16 protein-coding genes are annotated in these 20,709 nt (G+C 36.3%); 9 read left to right on the top strand and 7 right to left on the bottom strand.

The window, feature by feature from the left end; translation table 11 throughout:
* The first annotated feature begins 186 nt into the window (after nt 1-186).
* From Q0X02_RS03340 to Q0X02_RS03325, 4 genes are all read left to right on the top strand, one after another.
* Nucleotides 187-633, top strand: a complete 447-nt coding sequence (locus Q0X02_RS03340) for a hypothetical protein (RefSeq protein WP_297811528.1) — start codon at nt 187-189, stop codon at nt 631-633.
* 12 nt (nt 634-645) lie between these two features.
* Nucleotides 646-1,041 carry a large conductance mechanosensitive channel protein MscL gene (gene mscL / locus Q0X02_RS03335; protein ID WP_297811525.1) on the top strand — a complete coding sequence of 132 codons (396 nt, stop codon included), beginning with the start codon at nt 646-648 and terminating at the stop codon, nt 1,039-1,041.
* A gap of 73 nt (nt 1,042-1,114) precedes the next feature.
* Nucleotides 1,115-2,302: a MalY/PatB family protein gene (locus Q0X02_RS03330; RefSeq protein ID WP_297811522.1), complete on the top strand. Its 1,188-nt coding sequence runs from the start codon at nt 1,115-1,117 to the stop codon at nt 2,300-2,302.
* Nucleotides 2,303-2,559: 257 nt separating this feature from the next.
* The gene (locus Q0X02_RS03325; RefSeq protein ID WP_297811519.1) at nt 2,560-3,249 is read left to right on the top strand and encodes a hypothetical protein; all 690 of its coding nucleotides are present in this window, start codon (nt 2,560-2,562) and stop codon (nt 3,247-3,249) included.
* A 45-nt stretch (nt 3,250-3,294) separates the two neighbouring features.
* On the opposite strand, the gene Q0X02_RS03320 is transcribed toward Q0X02_RS03325, so the two are convergent.
* Nucleotides 3,295-4,734, bottom strand: a complete 1,440-nt coding sequence (locus Q0X02_RS03320; RefSeq protein WP_297811516.1) for an aminoacyl-histidine dipeptidase — start codon at nt 4,732-4,734, stop codon at nt 3,295-3,297.
* 58 nt (nt 4,735-4,792) lie between these two features.
* On the bottom strand, nt 4,793-6,172 hold the full coding sequence (locus Q0X02_RS03315) for a PLP-dependent aminotransferase family protein (protein ID WP_297811514.1): 1,380 nt from the start codon (nt 6,170-6,172) through the stop codon (nt 4,793-4,795).
* A gap of 182 nt (nt 6,173-6,354) precedes the next feature.
* Between Q0X02_RS03315 and Q0X02_RS03310 the strand changes: the two genes are divergently transcribed.
* Genes Q0X02_RS03310 through Q0X02_RS03300 form a run of 3 tightly spaced genes read left to right on the top strand, consistent with a single transcriptional unit; the run spans nt 6,355 to nt 9,348 of the window.
* The gene (locus Q0X02_RS03310; RefSeq protein ID WP_297811512.1) at nt 6,355-7,779 is read left to right on the top strand and encodes a TldD/PmbA family protein; all 1,425 of its coding nucleotides are present in this window, start codon (nt 6,355-6,357) and stop codon (nt 7,777-7,779) included.
* Nucleotides 7,779-9,068, top strand: coding sequence for a metallopeptidase TldD-related protein (locus Q0X02_RS03305; RefSeq protein WP_297811509.1), 1,290 nt, complete (start codon nt 7,779-7,781; stop codon nt 9,066-9,068). The genes Q0X02_RS03310 and Q0X02_RS03305 overlap by 1 nt, the downstream gene beginning before the upstream one ends.
* A 10-nt stretch (nt 9,069-9,078) precedes the next feature.
* Nucleotides 9,079-9,348 carry a hypothetical protein gene (locus Q0X02_RS03300; protein WP_297811506.1) on the top strand — a complete coding sequence of 90 codons (270 nt, stop codon included), beginning with the start codon at nt 9,079-9,081 and terminating at the stop codon, nt 9,346-9,348.
* Between the two features lie 45 nt (nt 9,349-9,393).
* On the opposite strand, the gene Q0X02_RS03295 is transcribed toward Q0X02_RS03300, so the two are convergent.
* Nucleotides 9,394-10,713 carry an MATE family efflux transporter gene (locus tag Q0X02_RS03295; RefSeq protein ID WP_297811503.1) on the bottom strand — a complete coding sequence of 440 codons (1,320 nt, stop codon included), beginning with the start codon at nt 10,711-10,713 and terminating at the stop codon, nt 9,394-9,396.
* 226 nt (nt 10,714-10,939) lie between these two features.
* On the opposite strand from Q0X02_RS03295, the gene Q0X02_RS03290 reads away from it, so the two are divergent.
* Both Q0X02_RS03290 and Q0X02_RS03285 read left to right on the top strand, forming a co-directional pair.
* Complete coding sequence (locus Q0X02_RS03290) at nt 10,940-12,166, top strand: glycosyltransferase family 4 protein (RefSeq protein ID WP_297811501.1); 1,227 nt, start codon at nt 10,940-10,942, stop codon at nt 12,164-12,166.
* 232 nt (nt 12,167-12,398) lie between these two features.
* Nucleotides 12,399-15,944 (top strand): leucine-rich repeat protein, encoded by a 3,546-nt coding sequence (locus Q0X02_RS03285; RefSeq protein WP_297811498.1) that lies wholly within the window; start codon nt 12,399-12,401, stop codon nt 15,942-15,944.
* A 291-nt stretch (nt 15,945-16,235) separates the two neighbouring features.
* Here the strand turns inward: Q0X02_RS03285 and Q0X02_RS03280 are convergent, their stop codons facing one another.
* From Q0X02_RS03280 to tyrS, 4 genes are all read right to left on the bottom strand, one after another.
* Nucleotides 16,236-17,135: a diacylglycerol kinase family protein gene (locus Q0X02_RS03280; RefSeq protein ID WP_297811495.1), complete on the bottom strand. Its 900-nt coding sequence runs from the start codon at nt 17,133-17,135 to the stop codon at nt 16,236-16,238.
* Nucleotides 17,135-17,815: a heparan-alpha-glucosaminide N-acetyltransferase gene (locus Q0X02_RS03275; protein ID WP_297811492.1), complete on the bottom strand. Its 681-nt coding sequence runs from the start codon at nt 17,813-17,815 to the stop codon at nt 17,135-17,137. The genes Q0X02_RS03280 and Q0X02_RS03275 overlap by 1 nt, the downstream gene beginning before the upstream one ends.
* Complete coding sequence (cls, locus tag Q0X02_RS03270; RefSeq protein ID WP_297811489.1) at nt 17,815-19,338, bottom strand: cardiolipin synthase; 1,524 nt, start codon at nt 19,336-19,338, stop codon at nt 17,815-17,817. The genes Q0X02_RS03275 and cls overlap by 1 nt, the downstream gene beginning before the upstream one ends.
* An 88-nt stretch (nt 19,339-19,426) precedes the next feature.
* On the bottom strand, nt 19,427-20,674 hold the full coding sequence (gene tyrS, locus Q0X02_RS03265) for a tyrosine--tRNA ligase (RefSeq protein WP_297811486.1): 1,248 nt from the start codon (nt 20,672-20,674) through the stop codon (nt 19,427-19,429).
* Between the last annotated feature and the right edge of the window lie 35 nt (nt 20,675-20,709).

Here is a 20,709-nt window from a genome sequence, read left to right as displayed (position 1 = left end):
ATGGAATCAGAATGTTTGACAATTATATGAAAAAAATAGTTGAAATGGGAAGACCATAACGAGCAAAAATCAATCACTGCGGTGGTTGATTTTTTATTGCGTTGCATTTAAAAAAATTTATTATTTGTTTTTATTGGTTGAGAATATTTTTTCGGGGTATAAATAGTTTATGAAAGGAAGATTTTTATGTTGAGAGCAAAAGTAGGGTCTAGATTATACAATGTCAACGAGGCTATTAAGCTTGGGGAAATTGCTATAGAGAGTTTGAAGCAGGTTCAATCTTATTTGAATACGGCGTCCGGTTGGGGAGTTTTTGATATTTTTAAGGGCAAGACTATCACAACTATGATTAAGAGGTCGAATTTGAACAAGGCTAGGCGCCAATCGGAAAAAGCTGACTTGGCGATTAGAAAATTCAACAATATTATGATTGATTTGAATAAGGATTTGAGCGTTGGGTACAGATACAAGAGGACTTTTTTCTTGTTAGATTATTTCGACAATAAGTTGTTTGATTCTGTCATTCAAATGCAAATTCATTCCAACAAGAAAAGATGTAAGCACGCTATCAATGAGTTGCAAAAGCAGGTTTATTTTTTGCAAAAAGAGAAGAAGAAACTTATGAACGAGTAGAGGCTTTGAGTTATGTTTGAAGATTTCAAAAAGTTTATTATGAAAGACAGCGTTGTAAATCTTGCTGTTGCAGTGATTATGGGTTCTGCTGTCAAGCAAATGGTGGATGGATTGATCAACGGCTTGGTTGGACCTATTATTGGCGCTTTGATAGCTGGAATTAATTTGAAGGATTTATCTCTTGATATTTTGGGAGTTAAATTGCAATACGGTTTGTTTATCGACGCTTTCATTAAATTTTTGATAATTTCATTTGTTGTTTTTGCCATCATCAAATCTATTGAAAAATTCAAGGGCAAAATGCAACAATTGACGGTGACTACAACAAAACCTTGTCCTTATTGCAAGAAAGACATAGATATTACTGCGACTAGATGTCCGTATTGCACTTCACAATTGAACGAATAATTTACAAAGAGGGGATGCCCTCTTTTTGTTTTGTGTTATACTAAAAATATATAAATGATTAAAGGAGATTAAAATGAAATACGATTTTGAAACGGTGTACGATAGAAATGAAATGGGCTCTAGGAAGTGGGAAATTCGCTCGGAACAATTTCCAAATATGAAAAAGGATGTTATTCCTTTCAGCGCTGCCGATATGGAATTTAAAAATGCACCTCAAATCATAGATGGGTTGAAGAAACGCTTAGATAATTTGGTTTTGGGTTATTGTGCTCCTACTGACAGATTTTTCGATAGTATTGTAAGATGGGATGAGAAACGCCACAATGCGACTATAAACAAAGAATGGATTGTTCCAGTTCCTTCTGTTGTCGATGGATTTTTTGCGGCTGTTCGTGCTTTTAGCGAAAAGGGCGATTCTGTTATGATTATGAGACCTGTCTACGGACCGTTCAGACTTGCTGTTGAAAAAAACGACAGGGTTATGAATGATGTTGCGCTTATTTGCGATGAGACAAATCATTATTCGATTGATTTCGAAAAATTCGAATCAGAATGCAAGAAGGACGAGAACAAAATGGTGATTTTGTGCAATCCTCACAATCCTGGCGGGATTTTGTGGAGCAAGGACGATTTGGAAAAAGCGATTACTATTGCCAATGAGAACAATGTCACAGTAGTTGTCGACGAGATATGGCAAGACATTGTTATGCCGGGAAACACTCACACTTCTGTGTTGTCATTGGACAGAAAATTGGTGGAAAATGTAGTTGTGTGTCAATCAGCCAGCAAATCGTTTAATTTGGCAGGACTTTTGTGTGGATATACAATAATTTCCAACCCTTCAATGAGAGAAAAATACAACCAAACATTGGATGTTATGAGGAGCAAGGATGTCAATGTTATGGGGCTTGAAGCTGTTGGAATTTCATTTGACAAGGCAGAAGATTGGCTCGACGAAGTGATAAAAGTGTTGGACACTAACCAAAAAATAGTCTACGATTTCTTCAAGGGAAAATACCCTAAAATCATCGTCAACCCACTACAAGCGACTTATGTTATGTGGATGGATTTCAGGTGTTTGGGTTTGACAAGCGATGAGCTAATCAAGATTCTCGCAGAAAAAGCAAATCTTGTGTTCACAGATGGAAGGGCGTTTGGAAATTGCGAGGGATTTTTGAGATTTAATATCGCAGCTCCTACGAAAGTCATCGAACAAGCACTTGAGAGATTGGACAATTTATTAAAAGAGATATATAAATAGAAGCAAAAATCCCGAAACTCGTTGGATTTCGGAATTTTTATTTCAAAAGAATTATCTTACAGTTGTTGCGTTGAAATTTGCATAAATTCACCAACAATAAATATTTACAAGCAGTGGAATTAAAATTAAATTGAAGGGTAGATGTTAAAAATAGGCGAAAAAAAGCTGTACGCATTATCGATTTTGTTTAATCAAAATACTAGTGCCAAAATCAGAATGTAGGGACAAATCAAATCATAAAAGATGAGGGAACAGAAATGGGTATATGTAAATTTAAAAAAGCGATGATAGTCGTTGCTGTGGTGGCGCTACTTTTATCGTCTTGTCAAAAAAAAGAGATTAAAACTGACGAGCCAAAAGCTAATAAAAATGAGACAGTAAAGGTAGACATTGACGAGAAGGAGAAAGCCAATATAAACGAAACTGTAAAAGCTTTCTTAGTTGAAAAATATTACAAGATTGATAAAAACGCAGATAAAGTTAAAATTAGCGCTGACCTTGAAAAATTTTTAGCTAAAAAACCAGATTACAAGTATTATGAATTATCCGAGTTGAAAATATTGGATAAGTTTGAAAGTAAAGACAAAATTATGGTTTTGGTGAAGACCTGGATTTCTACTAAGGACCAAAAATCTGGAGAAGGCGCGATAATGAGGATTTTAATATCTGAAAACAAGGATGGGTATGTCGTAGAAAAAGAAGTGGATGAAGATAATATAGAATCGAGAAATTATCAAACAAAACTATCCCCAAAAGATATCAAACATTATCTTAAAAAATCATTGATAATGAATGGGGAAAACATATCGGATTCAGAGATAGATAAAAAGATAAAAGATATTGATGTGTTAGATTTTTACTCATATATTGGAATGTTTGAAGTTCAAAAAAGTAAAGAAACTAATGAAGATTTAATCCATGTTTTAGAAAATCATGAATACAAATAATTAAAAAAGGAAAGTTCATCAAAAAGAACTTTCCTTAATTTTTTGCTATTTTAATTTTTCTAATAATTTCAACGTGAAATCATACATTCTCTGTGTAGAGTCTATTTTCAAGTGTTCCAACGGAGTGTGAGCACCGAAAATATCTGGGCCGAAACTAATCATATCGCAATTTGGAAGTACGCCTTTCAACAAACCGCATTCCAAACCTGCGTGAATTGCAGTGACGTTGGCTTTTTTGCCAGTCATTTCTTCGTACAAACTAGGGGCGATTTTTGCCAATTCACTTTCTGTGTTGAATTCCCAAGCTGGGTATTCTTTTTCGATGACTGTTGTTCCGTGAGTCAAATAGGCCAATGATTTTATTTTGTCGAACATATTGTGAAGCTCACTTTTCACTGAACTTCTTACAGAGCAAGTTACTTTGATTTTTTCGTCGTCTGCTTCGACGATGCCGACGTTTGAACTTGTTTGAACCAAACCTTCGATGTCTTGCGAAGTTGAGATGACATCGTTGATTAACAAATACAAGAACTTGACGATTGACTGAGAAGTTTCTTTTGAATAGGAGAAATCAGTTACTGTGGTTTCTTTGATATCCAATACGAAATTAGGGTCAGTTTTTCTTCCTTCGTGACGAACGTACTCGCCGATTTCATTCAAAATGCTCATAGCTTTTTCCAAATCATCGACAGTTATCACAGCGTGGGCATTTTTTGCGATGGCATTGTGTTTAGAGCCGCCGGATATTTCTTGCAATCTAAAATCCATTTCCAAAGCGACTTTGTTCAATAATCTCGCCATAACTTTGATGGCGTTTTTGTTTTGCTTTTGAATTTCAAGGCCGGAATGACCACCGTTCAAACCAGAAATTGAAATCTCGATTGCTCTCGACAAGCCTTCTGATTTTTCGCTTTTGAAAGTTGTGATTGCATTCGCACCGCCGGAACAGCTGACAATAAAATCTCCCTCATCTTCCGTGTCGATGTTCAACAAACGAGTTCCGCTCAAGTGCTCAGCCGTCACTGCGTTTGCTCCGTCCATTCCACGTTCTTCGTCAGTAGTTATCAAAACTTCTAATTTTGGATGAGATACATCGTCGGAGTCCAAAATCGCCAAGCAGAACGCAACGGCAATTCCGTCATCCGCTCCCAAAGTCGTGTTATCTGCATAAACAAATCCGTCTTTAATGTGCATTGTGATAGGGTCTTTTGTGAAATCGTGGTTTGAATCGTCGGCTTTCTCGCAGACCATATCCATATGTCCTTGCAAAATAACTGCGTCGGAATTTTCGTAGCCTTTTGTGGCATCTTTTTTGATGATGACATTGTTGAGACAATCTTGGTGAACTTCCAAACCTCTTTGTTTTGCAAAATCAACCAAAAAATCGGACACAGCTTTTTCGTTTCCAGAACCACGAGGAATATTATTTAACTGTTTGAACCAATAAAAAACTTTTTTTGGTTCTAAATCTTCGTATTTTTGCATAAATAACCTCCTAATTATTTTCTTATTTTATTATAACTCTTTTACATTATTTTGTAATCTAATTGACAAGATTATTCACAACATCTACGATAATATCCATTCCGTCGGAAATATCGGTGTAGCTCATCTTCGCAAATCCAATCAAAAAAACATTGGTATTCGTGTTTTTGTCCAGGTAATAATCGTCAATGGATTCTATGAAAACGGATTTTTTTCTCAAATTTTTCAACAGCATTTCATTATCAATTCTCTTGTCGACTTTTATCACGACGGATGTTCCGCAGTCGGTTTTTTCGAAATCAACGTATTTTAATTCACTAATCTTCGAGAAAATAATCTCGTATTTCTTCGAATACACCTTTTTCATCTGGTTGATTTGCTTTTCAAAATCACCGCTGTCGATGAACTTGGACAGTGCAGATTGAACGAAAATCGACACAGGACATCTCTCGGATTTCAACATACGATGAAATTTGTTCATCAAATTTTTAGGCAACACCATAAAACTCACACGCATAGCCGGAGTCACAGTACGGGAGAAATTTCCAATGTAAATCACTCTATCATTCACATCCAACGTCTTCAACGGAGCGATTGGACGCAGCTTGTACTTAAATTCAGCGTCGTAGTCATCTTCGATAATGTAGCGGTCATCTTTACAATACGCCCAATTCAGCAAATCAATCCTGTTGTTAACCGGCATAATCGCAGAAGTCGGAAACTGATGAGAAGGAGTCACGCTCACAACATCTGCATCTGTTTGTTTCAGAAAATCTATATCAATTCCATCTTCGTTCACTGCAATTGCTCTGCTGATGAAATTGTTGTAAAAGCCAATTCCGTGATAAGCGTATCCTGGATTTTCAAAGCCAAAAACAGGATTGTTGAGAAGATTTTTAATCAAAATCAACAACTCGTTGCTGCCGGAACTGACGACGATTTGGTTGGGATTGACGATTATTTCACGGAAATTTTTTAAATAATTTGCAATCGAACGCCTCAACGAAAAAAGCCCAAGCCCGTCGACATTTCCCAGGATGGCATCATCATCTTCATTAATTGAATCCTTGAAAGCTTTTCTGATTTGCTTGTATTTGAAACAGGATTTGTCAACGCCCGAAAATGAAAAGTCGTATTTGAAATCATCCTTTTCGTCAACAATCATATCGCAGTCATCAAAAACGGAATCGTTTAGCAAAATATTTCCGGATTTTTCGACAAAAAAACCGCTTCTCTCACTGGAACGAATGTAGCCCTCTTTTTCCAATTGGTAATACGCATTCGAAACGGTGTTTATCGAAATATTCAGCTCGTTCGACAATTTTCTGATGGAAGGGAGCTTGTCGTTGGTCTTCAATTGTTTGGTGTTAATTTTTTCTTTGATGGAATTGTAAATTTGATTGTACAAATAATCCTCGTCGTTTAAATTTATGAACATAAAAGCCTCCGTTGGAATAAGTATAACACAACTGTACCCATAAAATTATTTTGGTTTTTGACTACAACTAGATGCAATTTAAGGGCGTGATAAAATCGAAGGGATTTTTATGATATCATTTTCTTAAATTCATTGTAATAGATATCAGTATTTACTATAATTATTAATGAAAGGGGAATAAAATGAAAAAACTAACTACATCAAAATTTTTATTAGATAATAAATCTAAGTTACAAGAAATTATAAAAAATTTAAAATCTGATTTCAAATACGTTTCTATTTTAGGTTGTGATGTTGACGGTGCAAGCTACGCTGTGTCGACATCTGCGATTTCGTTGAATCCGTCTCCTGATTATCAACGTGGATTTGTAGTCAGAGTGTACACTGATTTGGGATTTAGCGAGTACTCGTTCAATGAAGTGGACGTCGATGAAGTTTGCAAAAATGTCCGCAAGATAGCTCTCGAAGACCGCAAAAAAATCGTAGAGGGCTTGGACAGGGTGAAATACGACAGACTTCCAAATGACGAAGCAATTACAAAAGAAAAAGTCACTGAAGTGGAAAATTTGCCACAAGAAGACAATCCCGAAAAAATTATCACTACATTGCAAAAAGTTCACGACGAAGTTAAAGCGAAATACGAAAAAATCGTTCAACTTTCTTTGCGATTGAATATTACGCAAGTTAACAAAATTTTCTTGTCGGAAAACAAAGATTTGTACCAATCTTACGCTTATGCAACTGGATTTGCGATGGCAGCGGCAAGTGAAAATGGCAACACAAAATTGGATTTCATTTCTAATTCTGGGTTGTGCGGAAGTGAATTGATTTCTGAGTTCGAGAAAGCCGCTGATGATGCTTGCAGGAGAGCGGAAGAATTGCTCACATCAGAAAAAGTTGTTCCGGGAGAATACGATATAATTTGCGACCCGGATTTCACGGGATTGATTGCCCACGAAGCTTTCGGTCACGGAGCTGAAATGGATATGTATGTAAAAGAACGTGCAAAGGGAAAAGAATACCAAGACAAGAGAGTTGCAAGCGACAAGATAATAATGCACGATGGTGCTACAGCTTTCGACGAAGTGTCGAGCTATTTGTTCGATGACGAGGGAAATTTGGGTAGAGACACCGTGATTATCGACAAGGGAATTTTGCGTCACGGAATGTGCGACGAGTTGTCTGCAATTTTGTTGGGACAAGAATCCACGGGAAATGGCAAGAGAGAATCCTTCAAGAGAAAAGTTTACACTCGTATGACGAATACTTTCTTTGAAGAAGGAGAAGATTCTGTTGAGGATATGATTAAATCCGTCGACAAGGGATATTTGTTGGAGGGTTTCTCATCGGGAATGGAAGACCCAAAAAACTGGGGCATTCAATGCGTTGCGATGAAGGGACGAGAAATTATAGATGGCAAATTAACTGGCAAAATCGTAAGCCCGGTTTATTTGACAGGATATGTGCCTGATTTGTTGCAATCAATTACACAAGTTTCCGACGGAATCGTGCTTTCCGGTGGAGGATATTGTGGAAAAGGCTGGAAAGAATGGGTTAAGACATCGACTGGTGGTTCATACATTAAGGCAAAGGGGATTTTAAGTTAATGGAAAGATTGATTAATATATTAAAACAAAACGAAAAAATTACCGACTGGATAGTTGTCAACACTGAGTCCAAATCCAACGAAGTTTTTTTGATAAAAGACAAAGTGGATATGAACAGAAGTTGCGTGACAAATGAAACATCTGTGAGAGTGTTCGTGGATTTTGAAGAAAATGGAGATAAATTCAAAGGCGACAGCACTGTCGTGTTGAACTTGAATGACAGCGAAGATGAAATTAAAGAAAAAGTAGACAGAACTGCTTTTGCAGCGAGATTCGTCAAGAACAAATACTACGAGCTTCCAGAAAAAGAAGACGGCTACGCTACGCTAAAAGACATCAAAGTGTGCGAAGATTTGACGGATAATTTCAAAAAAGTACACGAAGTCATATACAAAGATTACGGCTACAAATCAAAAGTAAATTCGTGCGAAATTTTCGCAGTGGAAAACCACAAGCACGTCGTTACATCAAAGGGCGTGGATGTAGAATATCCATCCAATAAGTTTACATTTGAAATCGTAACTGACTGCAACATCGCAGATGAGCCTGTCGAAATATTCAACGGATATGATTTGACAAGTATTGATTATTCCAAAATCGAAGAAATCGTCGACAAACAACTTTTGGAAACTGAAAAAAGATCAAGCGCCGTTAGAAATGAAAAAATGGAAAATATGAGAGTACTTTTATCAAACGAAGCTGTCGAAGAATTCTTGTATTACTATTACGACCAAGCGAGAGATGCCATGATTTATCAACAAATCAGCTCGGCAAAATTAGGCGAGAGATTCTTCGGAGAAAATCCAAAAGTAAACTTCAACATGAAAATCAATCCAACGTTGGAGACATCAATCAACAAAAGACCTGTCGATTCAGAAGGTAAAAAACTTGTAGAGTATGATTTGTACAAAAATGGAGTTGTTGAAAATTTAGTTACTAACGCAAAATACAGTTACTATTTGAACGTCAAAAATATGGGGCAATCTCCAGTTTTTGAAGTGTGTGGTGGAGATGAATCGGTTGAGGAATTGAAGTCACAAGACTACATTGAAGTGTTGGCGTTCTCATCATTTTTGATGGACAGCGCTACAGGAGATTTCGGTGGAGAATTCAGACTTACAAGACTTGTAAAAGATGGTGTGGAATCATTCATAACAGGTGGATCAATTTCATTAAATGTAAAAGACGTACAAGATTCTATGATTTTCTCAAAAGAATTGAAATCTCGCAAAAACAGCTTAGCTCCAGCAGTTATTGCATTCGATAATGTAACAGTTGCAGGAAAATAAGGAGGTAAAATTGAAACAAAAAAATAGATTTGGAGTGTTGGAATTATATGCGTATTGTATTGGATATATTTTGTTGATAACAATCTACAGATTTTTCAGGACAAATGAGTTTGATGCTGTAGGATTTTTGAAAATAGCAGCTACAATTTTTGTAGTAGCATCGGCTACGGTTGCGATTTTCAATAAAGGATCATTCAAGAAAACATCTTCTGATTACAAACTACCTATGATAATGATAACGGCTGTAGTGTCTATTCTAGTTTCAGTATTTATATTCTAAAAAAATAAAGGTTTGAACATTGGGAACCCAATATTCAAACCTTTTTTAAATTCCGAGAACAAATTCGTCGTCGTTGTGAATTGTTTTAACCAAAAATCCTGATTTAACCAAGAAATAAGTCGTAGTTAATGTGGATAAAACATCAGACACTGGCATCGCTGACCACACGCCTGTAAGTCCGAAAAGTTTTGGGAAAATCAACATCAACGGCAACAAATAAATAAGTTGTCTTGTCATTGTCAATATGAAACCAATTTTTGGTTTGCCGATTGCTTGGAATAATGACGATCCAATTATGGAATATCCAAGCATGAAAATCATCGAATTGTAAATTCTAAGTCCAGGAATTGCAATGTCCTTGATTATTTTGTAATCTTCAGGTCGTGAAATGAAAATCTTGACCAACAAATCTGGACGAACCATAGTGAATACCCAGTTTAAAATCATATACACAGTTCCAATTGTCACGGCGATTCTCAAAGTGTGTTGCACACGTCTGAATTTGTGCGCGCCGAAATTAAATCCCAAAATAGGTTGGATACCTTGGTTAATTCCAAAAATCGGCATAAATGCGATTTGTGACACGCTGTAGATAACGCTCATCGATGATGTAGCCAAGTCCCCGCCGTAGATTTTTAGGAAATTGTTGAAAATAATGTTGATTCCACTCGCAACGAGCTGCATCGCGAATGGCGAGACTCCCAGTGCGAAAATTTGCTTGCAGTAGTGCATATCGACTTTTAAAGTTTCCCTAGTCAAACGCAACAGTGCGTTTTCTGTCAGAAAATATCTCACAACCCAAATACAAGACAGGATTTGTCCAATGATTGTCGCCCAAGCAGCACCTTTTACACCCATTTGCATCGGGAAAATAAACACATAATCCAATATTATATTGGTGAAAGCGCCGATAAACATAGTGAACATCGCAGCTCTTGGATTTCCCTCGCCACGGATAAAATTGTTCAACGTGTAACCGACCATTTGAAAAGGAGCTCCGTACAAGATAATCTTGCCGTAATCGTAGGCGTAAGGCATCAAAGTATCGCTTGCTCCGAATAATTTTAAAAACCATTCAAGTTTAAAAAGAAAAATAACGGAAATTAAAACTCCGAATATAATTGACAAAACAAAAGAAGTCCCCAAAATGATTTCCGATTCGTGTTTTTTTCCTTCGCCAAATTTGATAGAAGAAAGCGAATTACCACCGACGCCAATCAACATACCGAAAGCCAGCAAAAATAAAAAAATCGGGAAAATCAAATAAACTCCACCGATTGACATTTGATTTACGCCGGCACCAAGGAAAATTCTGTCGACAACATTGTACAAAGCTTGGACTAACATTCCAACAATAGCTGGCACTGAAAACTTCCAAATTAATTTCGGAATGGATTCATTGCCGAGAAGATTTGAGCGTTGTTCATTTAAATTTTCTATAATAATCGCCTCCTAGTAAAATAATACAAGCTATTATACATTAAAATTCCAACATAATCAATGATTTATAGATTATTTCAATAAATAAACAAAGAAAATATAACAGCAGTATGATAATATAGTAATGAAAGAAACGAAAAAGGATGATTAAATGAAAATACTTCACGTGATAGCACAACTGCCGAAACAAACTGGAAGTGGCGTGTATTTTACAAATCTCGTAGAATATATGCAGCACGACCACGAAAATGCGGTGGTTTTTGGAATACAAGATGATATAAAAACAAATTTCGCTCAAACAGTTACGAAATATCCTGTGGAATTTAAAAGCGAACGATTGAATTTTCCAATCGTTGGTATGAGCGACGAAATGCCCTATGAATCCACAAAATACAGCGAAATGACACACGCTATGATTGAAGATTGGGTAGATGAATTTAAGAGAAAACTAAATCAAGCGAAACGAGAATTTCAACCCGACGTCATAGTGACGCATCACTGCTGGATGTTGAGCAGCATCGTATTGGATATTTTCGAGGATACGCCGACGATGATAATTAATCATGGGACGGACATCAGACAAACGAATTTGAATCCGGAATTATATGAATTTATGGTGAACGATTTGAATCGTGCAAAAAAAGTTCTAGCGCTTAGCAACAAAGATGTCGAGCCAATCACACAGATTTTTGGAATTGACAAAGACAAAATCCGTGTTATGGGTGGAGGATATAACGCAGATATTTTTTACAAAAGAGATAAGGACCCTCAAAATGACAGAATCAGAATTTTGTTTGCGGGAAAATTATCGCGTGCAAAAGGAGTGTACGAACTTTGCAAAGCGTTTAAAAAACTCGAAGAAAAATACGACAACTTGGAATTGACATTGGTGGGAGATGTAGACATAGAAACAAAAGTCGAGTTGTGGGACAACACCAAAAACTCGCTTAATTTTGATTTGCACAACACTTCGTGCCAGAAAAAACTGTCCGACAAAATGAGAGCGTCAGACATATACGTTCTTCCAAGCTATTACGAAGGGCTTGGACTCATCGCCATAGAAGCGTTGGGTTGTGGAATGAGAATTGTAGTCACAGAAATCGAAGGGCTTATCGAAACATTGGGAGATGAAATAAACAACAGTACGGCGGTTGAATTTGTCAAAATGCCACGATTAAAATCAATTGACGAGCCATACGAATCTGAGATAGAGCCATTTGTCGAAAGACTATCACGAGCAATCGAAAAACAAATAATCAGAGTGCAAAACAAAGAGCCAATTCCGAAACGCATCCACGATTTGGTGCTAAACCATTCTTGGCACAACATTATGAAAAAAATCGAGGACGAGTTGGCCGACATGAAAAACAATTTATAATTTAAACACAGCTTTAATTGAAAAAAGCTGTGTTTTTTTGTTTACAAAGAAAAAGATTACAAATCAAATATCAATTATTTATTTTGATTAATTTTCTTGGAAAAATAATGACGAAACAATTTTATTAATAAAGCATTTTCGATAATAATTATCATTGAATCGGAGAAAAAATTGAGGTAAAATAAATCCGTTCTCAAAACAATAAAGACTATCATTATCACAGGAGGGTAAAATGAAGAACAAAAAATTTATATTTTCTATTATTTTTGCTTGTCTTTTGGTTTTTGGATTGAGCTTTAATTCAAATGCACAGGACAACAAATTCACCGTAGACGATTTTGTAATCGAAAATGATACGGTGTACGGTTTTTCAAAAAAAGGAGTTGAAAAACTAAAGACAATTAAAAATGTTGTACTCCCAGCAAAAAGCAAGGACAATGTTGATTTGAAAAAAATCGCGAGTTTCGCTTTTTTGTACGATAAGAGCAGTGAGATAGCCGAGTACACTCAAAGAGAAGGCGAAAATGGAGAGGTCAACAATTTAGATGTAGACAAAAATGAAATCAAAAAGCTCGGGGAAGATTTCAAACAATTAGACATAGAATCTGTGGAGATTCCCGAAGGATATACTTATATTGGTCAAGATGCTTTTCGAGATAACAGCAATATCAAAAGCGTCAAATTGCCAAACAGCTTGACAAAAATCAGCAATTACGCATTTGCACATTTGAATTTGTCGAGCATCACATTGCCAGAAAATTTAAAATACATTGGCGAACAATGTTTCTTCGATAATAAAATCGAAGGGAAATTAATCTTGCCGAAAAATCTCGAACACTTGGGAGAAGGGTCATTCAAAAGCAACAAGATAAAAGAATTGGAGTTCCAAGGAGATAAGTTGGAAGTGATTACAGAACGAGCTTTTGAAGATAATCAAATAAAAGAAGTGAACCTTCCAAAAAGCGTGAAAAAAATTGAAGAAGCTGCCTTCAACGGAAATCTCGGCGACAAAAATTACGCCAATATGGTTGTCATAAAAACCGAAGGAACTATCGAAAATAAGGACTCTCACGCCATTGTAAACCCAACGGAAAAAGACAAGACTACTCCGCTTGAAATCGACAGTTCGAAATGGGATGAGAAAGATTTTAAATTTGAAAAAGGAAAAGTTTTAGGATTTTCTGAAATAGGAAAGCTAAAAGTTCGTGAGAACAAAAATCTCGTAATTCCAGACAAAAACGGCGAGACTGTTGTGGACGAGATTGCCGATGACGCATTTAGAAATATTGATTTTGAAGGAAATAGCTTGAACAAGTATGACTTGGTGAGCGTAACTTTGCCAAAAACAATCAAAAAAATTGGCAAATTTGCATTCCAATCTAATTATTTGACAGAATTTGAAGCTCCAGAGGATTTAAAAACTATCGGAGACGGAGCTTTTATGAACAACAAGATTGATACTCTAAGCCTAAACGACAATCTCGAAGTCATCGGAAGCAGCGCATTTCACATCAACAAGATTTTTGCCATAGTCATAAGTCAAAATGTAAAAGAAATCGGAATGTCCGCTTTTAGAAACAACGTCGCGCAAACTGTTTTTTTTATGGGAGACAATGTGGAAAAAATCGGCGAGATGGCTTTTTGCAACAACAAAATTTCAGAGTTGGATTTGAGTTCGTTGACGAAATTAAAAACAATACCAGTTCAAGCTTTCTACAAAAATAGCATCACAAATCTAACTTTGCCACAAAATTTGGAAGGCGTAGAGGAAGAAGCTTTTAGATACAACAACTTGAACGAAGTTGAATTTTCTGACAAAATCAAGGAAATCAAATTTAACGCATTTGATGACAATAAAGCAGACAACATCTACAAAAAAGTCTTGGTTAAAATCAAGAATAAAACATTGGCAGATGGAGAAAATTTCGTTGTCAATCCGGAACAAATCACTAAGAGCAAAGACGATTTGAAAAAAGTGTTGGATGAATTGAACAAGCTCGATTTGACGATATTGAGACAGGACACTCAAAAACAATTCAACGATATGAAAATCGAAGCGGACAAACTTTTGAAACAAGAAAATTTGGCCGAAGGCACTAAATTAAAATTCATCCACGATGCAGAATTTTTCGTTGGTAGATATAAGTTGGATTCGTTGATAAAATTGGCGGATGCCACTATCAAAAATCACCCACAAAATTCTGAGATTTTAAAAGATAAGCTCGATTATGCGAAGAAATCTTACAACAATTCCGCTGTAAACGGCGAGAAATTAAACAGATTAACAAAAGAATTGCAAAACCTAATCAACATCGTTGAAAACAAAGGGAATATGGCAAATGCAATTATGAAGCAAGGCCATTTTGAATTGAAAACGCCACTTCCAATTCCTTCTTATCATATTGGAATGAATGTTTATTTTGATAAAGACGGAAAAATATTGTACGTCTTGGATATGTCGTACACGATTGGAAAAGGTCAAAAAGATGATTATGGCAACGAAATATTAAACGTCGACGAAGACAATGAGGGCTATCACGTGTTGGCGTTGGAAACATTGGACGACTATGAAGGATTGAATTATTCCGAAATTTTGAAAAATGATGTAAATTCAATCGCAAAGATAAGAAAAGGCGACGACAGAGCAAAATATCACAGAGAAGGAATTTACAACGCGATAAAAGATGCTTGTAAAGATTTTGAAAAAGAAAACAAAACTTCAAAAGTGACTCCAAGCGTACCAGGAACACCAACACCAAGCACACCTGGAACAGTAACACCAAGCGTACCTGGAACACCAACACCAAGCGTACCTGGAACAGTAACACCAAGCACACCAAACTTGCCAAACCCAACAACACCTGCACAAAACAACACACAACAACAAGAACAAAAACAACAACAAGAACAAAAACAACAACCAATCAAAACAACAAGAACAGCAGGAACAAACAGAACACAAACAGCAGTAGAAATATCCAAAAAATACTACAAAAAAGCAGACACAGTAATAATAGCAAGTGGCGACAACTACGCAGACAGCCTATCAGCATCAGCACTATCAAAAGCACTAAAAGCGCCAATCCTACTCGTACAAAAAGACCAACTAGACACCATAGTAAAACAAGAAATACAACGACTAGGAGCAAAAAACGTAGTAGTAATAGGAGGAAAACACTCAGTAGATAAAACAAAAGACAGCCTAACACAATACAACCTCCAAACAATAGCAGGAACAGACCGCTACGAAACAAGCGCAAAAATAGCAAAAGAAATAATCAAACGCACAGCAACAACACAAGCAATAATCGCAAGCGGAGAAGAGTTTGCCGACGCACTAACAGTAGCTCCTCTTGCAAACAAACAAAATATGCCAATCCTACTAGTACAACCAAACAACATACCAAAACCAACACAAGAAGTAATGAAACAAATCAAAAACGTAATAATTGTAGGAGGAGAAAATACAATCTCCAAAGAATTGGAAAACAAACTTCCAAGCCCTACAAGAATTGCCGGAGCAAACCGTTACGAAACAGCAAAGAAAATCTACGAATACGGCTTCAAAGACAGAGTAGAAGTTAACATCACAAGTGGAGAAAACTTTGCAGACAGCTTAGTAGTAGGAACAATAGACTGCCCAATACTATTGACACAAACAAACGAAATCCCACAAGCGACAAAAGACGCATTGAAGGAATCGAAAATAGAACAAGCCAACGTATTTGGAGGAGAAAAATCTGTTAGTGAATCAGTTGTAAAGCAATTTACAAAATAAAATTTTAAAGTCATGTGAGAATTATCTTGCATGGCTTTTTATTTTGAAAAAACAAAAATTTTTCAAGAATTTGTTAAAAAATTTAATCACGACTAATTTCAACATAATTAATACACAATCATAAGCTAATATATAAATGTAAACAAAGTAAGTTTAATCTCAAGAAACAATCTCCTCCCTTAATATTGTTTTTTAACCTTAGATTAAACGGGAGACCATCAAAATGGTCTCTTTTTTATATGGAATTTTAACCTAAAAAGCTAGTCTGAAAATCAGACTAGCTTTTTGATTTTATTGTTCAAGTGGTTTGTACAAGAATTTGAATCTTTTTTCCAAGACTTTTAATGAGGATGGAGTTTGTTGGTACAATTCTCCGTCTGTGTCGACCGATAAGCCTTCGGGTTTTATAAATTTTATTTCTTTTGCTTTGTAGGTTGTGATTGATTCGTTTTCTTCGTTAAAATCAGTGCTGTTTTGTTTTCCGAACAATGCTTTGAACGTGGATAAGTTGGTGTTTTCAACTATAAAAACATTCAACACACCGTCACTTGGACTGATGTCCGAAATTGGAAGCTCGACCGAACCGGAGTACAATCCGTTCGCGACAAATACCATAATGGCAGAGCCTGTAATCAATTTGCCATCCAATTCCATTTCGTAATTGAAGATGTTGTCTTCGGAAAGTGTTTCAAAAATTTTCGGGATGTATGTGAGGACGCCGAATGTCGATTTGTCGGTGTCTTGCATTTTTATAGCGTTACTAGTTGCGATTCCGACCGTCCAGAAGTTGAGGGCGATTTTGTCGTCGTTCAATATGCAGTCGTACTCTTTGACTTGCGCATCCAACATATTTTCGCTGGCTTCGAGTGGGTTTTTCCCGATGTTCAATGTTTTTGAAAAATCGTTGAACGAGCCTGCGGGAATTATTCCGATTATCGGATTCAAATTGTAGTGGTACAATCCGTTTATTACTTCGTTGATTGTTCCGTCTCCGCCTACGACAACGACAAGGTCAAAATCTTTTAATTCTTCACATTTTTTGTAAAAGTCTCCCTGTTTTTCGCTCTTGAAAAAAACTGTTTCGTTCGACAATTTTAAAATATTGCGACTCGTCTTCTCTAACACATCGTAAATATCTTGTTGTCCCGAATTGTCGTGGTACATAACGATTGATTTTTTAAATTTATTCATTAAAATCCTCCCAAATATTTTATCAATTTAATTGCCATAATAATCAATGGCTGGTGAATTATATATATTGCCAAGCTGTGTCTTCCCATTTTGGAAAGTATATTTTCCTGCACGTTTAATTTGAAATCGACAAAATCGTACAAGCAATATCCAATCAAATACATAAAATACCACGGAAATAGTGGAAAATAATCTCCACTGTAAAATTTGTCGTTGTAAAATCCCAAAAAGCAAAACAGATTTGTGCCTATATTCATAGGATGTGCGCTTATTCTGTAGGTCAGTGCGAATATTGCAACAGACAAGATGAGTAGTGTTTTTTTGTTTGGATTGAGCTTGTCCAACGCTATTGTCAGAATTTGAGAAGCACAAATCAGATGAATTATCCCAAACACAATGAAAAATTCATTTGCAAATACAAATGTCGTTGCACTCAATAAACTTGAGACTATCAATAGCCTAATAACTTGCTTTGTTTTGTGCTTCGATAGGTTGAAACAATATCCCGATATCAAAATGAAACTCGTGCAGATAAATCTCTCCCAAATCATTCCAGGTGTATTTACAAACCACTCGATTTTAAAATTTTCCATATAAACCAAATCAAACAGCAGGTGATAGACTATCATATTGACAATCGCAAATCCTCGCAATGAGTCGATGGTATTATTTCTCTTCATCATATCATTGGCGAGAATACTTTTAGTATTACTGAAAGGATTTTGCGAAATACGCTTTGGCTTTCGATTTTTCTTACGAAAATTTCTTCTGATTTTGATTGCATCTCCAAAAAATCCTCCTTTAAATCATTCACAATGTGTGAGTTGTAGTACATCGCACCATTTTCAAAATGCAGATACAAAGACCTAAAATCGAGATTGATAGAACCTACGATTGCGTGTTTGTCGTCTGCTACACAGCTTTTTGCGTGTAAAAATCCCGGCGTGTACTCGAAAATTCTGACACCAGCTTCTAATAGCGATTTGTAGTAAGTGCGTGTCACCATGTATACAAGTTTTTTGTCGGGAATACCTGGAGTGAGTATTCTGACATCGACACCGCTTTTCGCAGCATCACGCAAAGATTCCAGCATATCATCCGACGGAATCAAATACGGAGTTGTGATGTAAAAATATTTTCTCGAACGTGACACCAACTGCATATAAGTTCCCTTTCCAACTGGAATATCATCCAACGGAGAATCCGTGTACGGCTGGCAATATCCTTCGTTTTTGGACACGTCATTTACAGTTGTGTCGAAATAATATTTGTAATCTAGCACCTCGTCGTCGTACAATTCCCAAATTGACAAAAACATCACCGTGAATGACCACACTCCGTCTCCCGTAACTCTGATGCCGGTGTCCTTCCAGTAGCCGAATTTTTGAACTTTATTCATATACTCATCTGCCAAATTAAACCCACCGGTGTAGGCGATTTTACCGTCAATCACGATGATTTTTCGGTGGTCTCTGTTGTTGTGGCGGGGCATAGGAAGAAATCTTATCGGATTAAAAACGTGAACTTTGATTCCTTTTTTCTCCAGCTTTTTGTAGTACTTACGAGAAAGTTTTGCCATACAGCCGAAATCGTCGTACAAAATCCTCACGTCGACTCCTTCTTCTACTTTTTGCTCCAAAACTTTCAATATGTGATTGAACATATATCCTTCTTCTATTATGAAAAACTCCAAGAAAATATAATCCTTTGCGTTTTTTAAATCTTGCATCAAACTTTCAAAGAAAACTTCTCCATTTTTCAAATAGGTCGAACACGTTTTTGAAAACACAGGAGCGTGAGCAGTTGTGTTTATGTAGGTTGCGATTGATTTGGAATCATCTTTCAACTCGTCAATCACATCGCCATTTGACAAAATGTGGTTGTTAAACGATGAACTTATCTTGTCCATCTTTTTTTGCTGTGCACGAACGAATCTGTTTTTTCTGAAAAACAAATAGAACACCGCTCCGAACAACGGGAAAATCCATATAGGGATTAGCCAGCCGAGTTTGAAACTCGGATTGACGTCAGTGTTGACCACCATTATTGTAAATGCGAATGACACGATTATATTTAAACTGTAAATGAACACGAAATTTCTTTGAAAACTCAAAATCAAATACGCCAACAAAGAAATTTGAATTACAAATACAATTGCCAGTAACATTATTCTACTGGTCAAAAATTTGAATAATTTTTTCATTTACACCTCCACGAGTAATTGAAATTTACTTAATTATACCACAAAACCTCGACACGCTATGAAAGTGAGCCGAGGTTTTTGTTTTTTATTATACCAATTTTACTCTGTGGTAAATTTTCTTTCCTTTTTTAATTATGAGTTCATCGTCGTTGAAATCTTCCATAGTGATGATTCTTTTCGTGTCGGTTTCTTTTTTGTCGTTGATTGAAATTCCGTTTTGAGTTACAAGTCTACGAGCTTCGCTGTTCGATTGAGTTAGATTTGTCATTGTCAACAAATTCAACAAGCCAAGTCCATTTTCAAAATCCAATGCTTTCATTTCAGTCGTTGGCATATTTTCATCGGAAGCATTTGAACTGAAAAGTGAACGAGAAGTATTCAACGCATCTTCTGCTTTTTCAACTCCGTGAACGAGTTTAGTGACCTCGAAAGCCAAAATTTCTTTTGCTTTGTTGATTTCGCTTCCCTCTAACTTGCCGAGGCGCTTACATTCTTCAGTTGGAAGGAATGTCAACATCAACAAGAATTTTCCGACATCTCTGTCATCGACATTTCTCATGTATTGGAACAAATCATAAGGCGTTGTCTTGTTTTCATCCAACCACACAGCACCTTTTTGAGATTTACCCATTTTCACTCCGTCAGCAGTTGTGAGTAGCTTGAAAGTCATTGCGTACACTTTGTCGTTTTCCAATTTTCTCACCAAATCGTAGCCGCCCAAAATGTTTGACCATTGATCCGAGCCACCCATTTGCAATTTACATCCGTATTTTCTGTATAATACCAAGTAATCGTATGATTGCATCAACATATAACTGAACTCAAAAAATGTTAGCCCTTGTTTCATTCTGTTTTTGTAACTTTCTAACGTCAACATTTGGTTGACAGAAAAATGCACTCCGATTTCTCTCATAAATTCCAAGAAATTCAAATTCAAAAGCCAATCCTTGTTATTTTCTATATAAGCATTTTCGTTGCTAAAATCGATGAAGCGAGTCATTTGCAAATGAAATCTTCTAGCGTTTTCGTCTATCACTTCCTTCGTCATAATGCTTCTCATATCGTTACGGCCGGATGGGTCACCTATCATAGTTGTTCCACCACCCAAAAGGCAAATTGGAATGTGACCGTGAGCTTGCATTCTCATCATAACCATAAGCTGAATAAAATGACCGATTGTCAAACTGTCTGCAGTAGCATCGAATCCGATATAAAATGGAACTCTCTCTTTGCCGAGCAAATCTCTCAACTCATCTTCGTAAGTTGCCTGTTCAAAATATCCACGTTCCACAAGCTCATCAAAGACGTTCTCGTGTTCAAATTCATAATTAATCATAAAATTCCTCCTTAAAATAAAAAAACTCTTGACAC

It is taken from the genome of uncultured Finegoldia sp., from assembly GCF_947252345.1.
Classification (GTDB): Bacteria; Bacillota; Clostridia; order Tissierellales; family Peptoniphilaceae; genus Finegoldia.
The sequence above is the reverse complement of the archived record's forward strand: the minus strand, read 5'-3'. Positions and strand labels throughout refer to the sequence as shown.

Bases quoted from the DNA above. Each gene is read 5' to 3' on its own strand.
- Q0X02_RS03310 (WP_297811512.1), top strand. From the start codon at position 6,355: ATGAAAAAACTAACTACATCAAAATTTTTATTAGATAATAAATCTAAG.
- Q0X02_RS03285 (WP_297811498.1), top strand. From the start codon at position 12,399: ATGAAGAACAAAAAATTTATATTTTCTATTATTTTTGCTTGTCTTTTG.
- Q0X02_RS03275 (WP_297811492.1), bottom strand. From the start codon at position 17,815: ATGAAGAGAAATAATACCATCGACTCATTGCGAGGATTTGCGATTGTC.
- Q0X02_RS03280 (WP_297811495.1), bottom strand. From the start codon at position 17,135: ATGAATAAATTTAAAAAATCAATCGTTATGTACCACGACAATTCGGGA.
- Q0X02_RS03330 (WP_297811522.1), top strand. From the start codon at position 1,115: ATGAAATACGATTTTGAAACGGTGTACGATAGAAATGAAATGGGCTCT.
- cls (WP_297811489.1), bottom strand. From the start codon at position 19,338: ATGAAAAAATTATTCAAATTTTTGACCAGTAGAATAATGTTACTGGCA.
- tyrS (WP_297811486.1), bottom strand. From the start codon at position 20,674: ATGATTAATTATGAATTTGAACACGAGAACGTCTTTGATGAGCTTGTG.
- Q0X02_RS03315 (WP_297811514.1), bottom strand. From the start codon at position 6,172: ATGTTCATAAATTTAAACGACGAGGATTATTTGTACAATCAAATTTAC.
- Q0X02_RS03340 (WP_297811528.1), top strand. From the start codon at position 187: ATGTTGAGAGCAAAAGTAGGGTCTAGATTATACAATGTCAACGAGGCT.
- mscL (WP_297811525.1), top strand. From the start codon at position 646: ATGTTTGAAGATTTCAAAAAGTTTATTATGAAAGACAGCGTTGTAAAT.
- Q0X02_RS03320 (WP_297811516.1), bottom strand. From the start codon at position 4,734: ATGCAAAAATACGAAGATTTAGAACCAAAAAAAGTTTTTTATTGGTTC.
- Q0X02_RS03290 (WP_297811501.1), top strand. From the start codon at position 10,940: ATGAAAATACTTCACGTGATAGCACAACTGCCGAAACAAACTGGAAGT.
- Q0X02_RS03325 (WP_297811519.1), top strand. From the start codon at position 2,560: ATGGGTATATGTAAATTTAAAAAAGCGATGATAGTCGTTGCTGTGGTG.
- Q0X02_RS03305 (WP_297811509.1), top strand. From the start codon at position 7,779: ATGGAAAGATTGATTAATATATTAAAACAAAACGAAAAAATTACCGAC.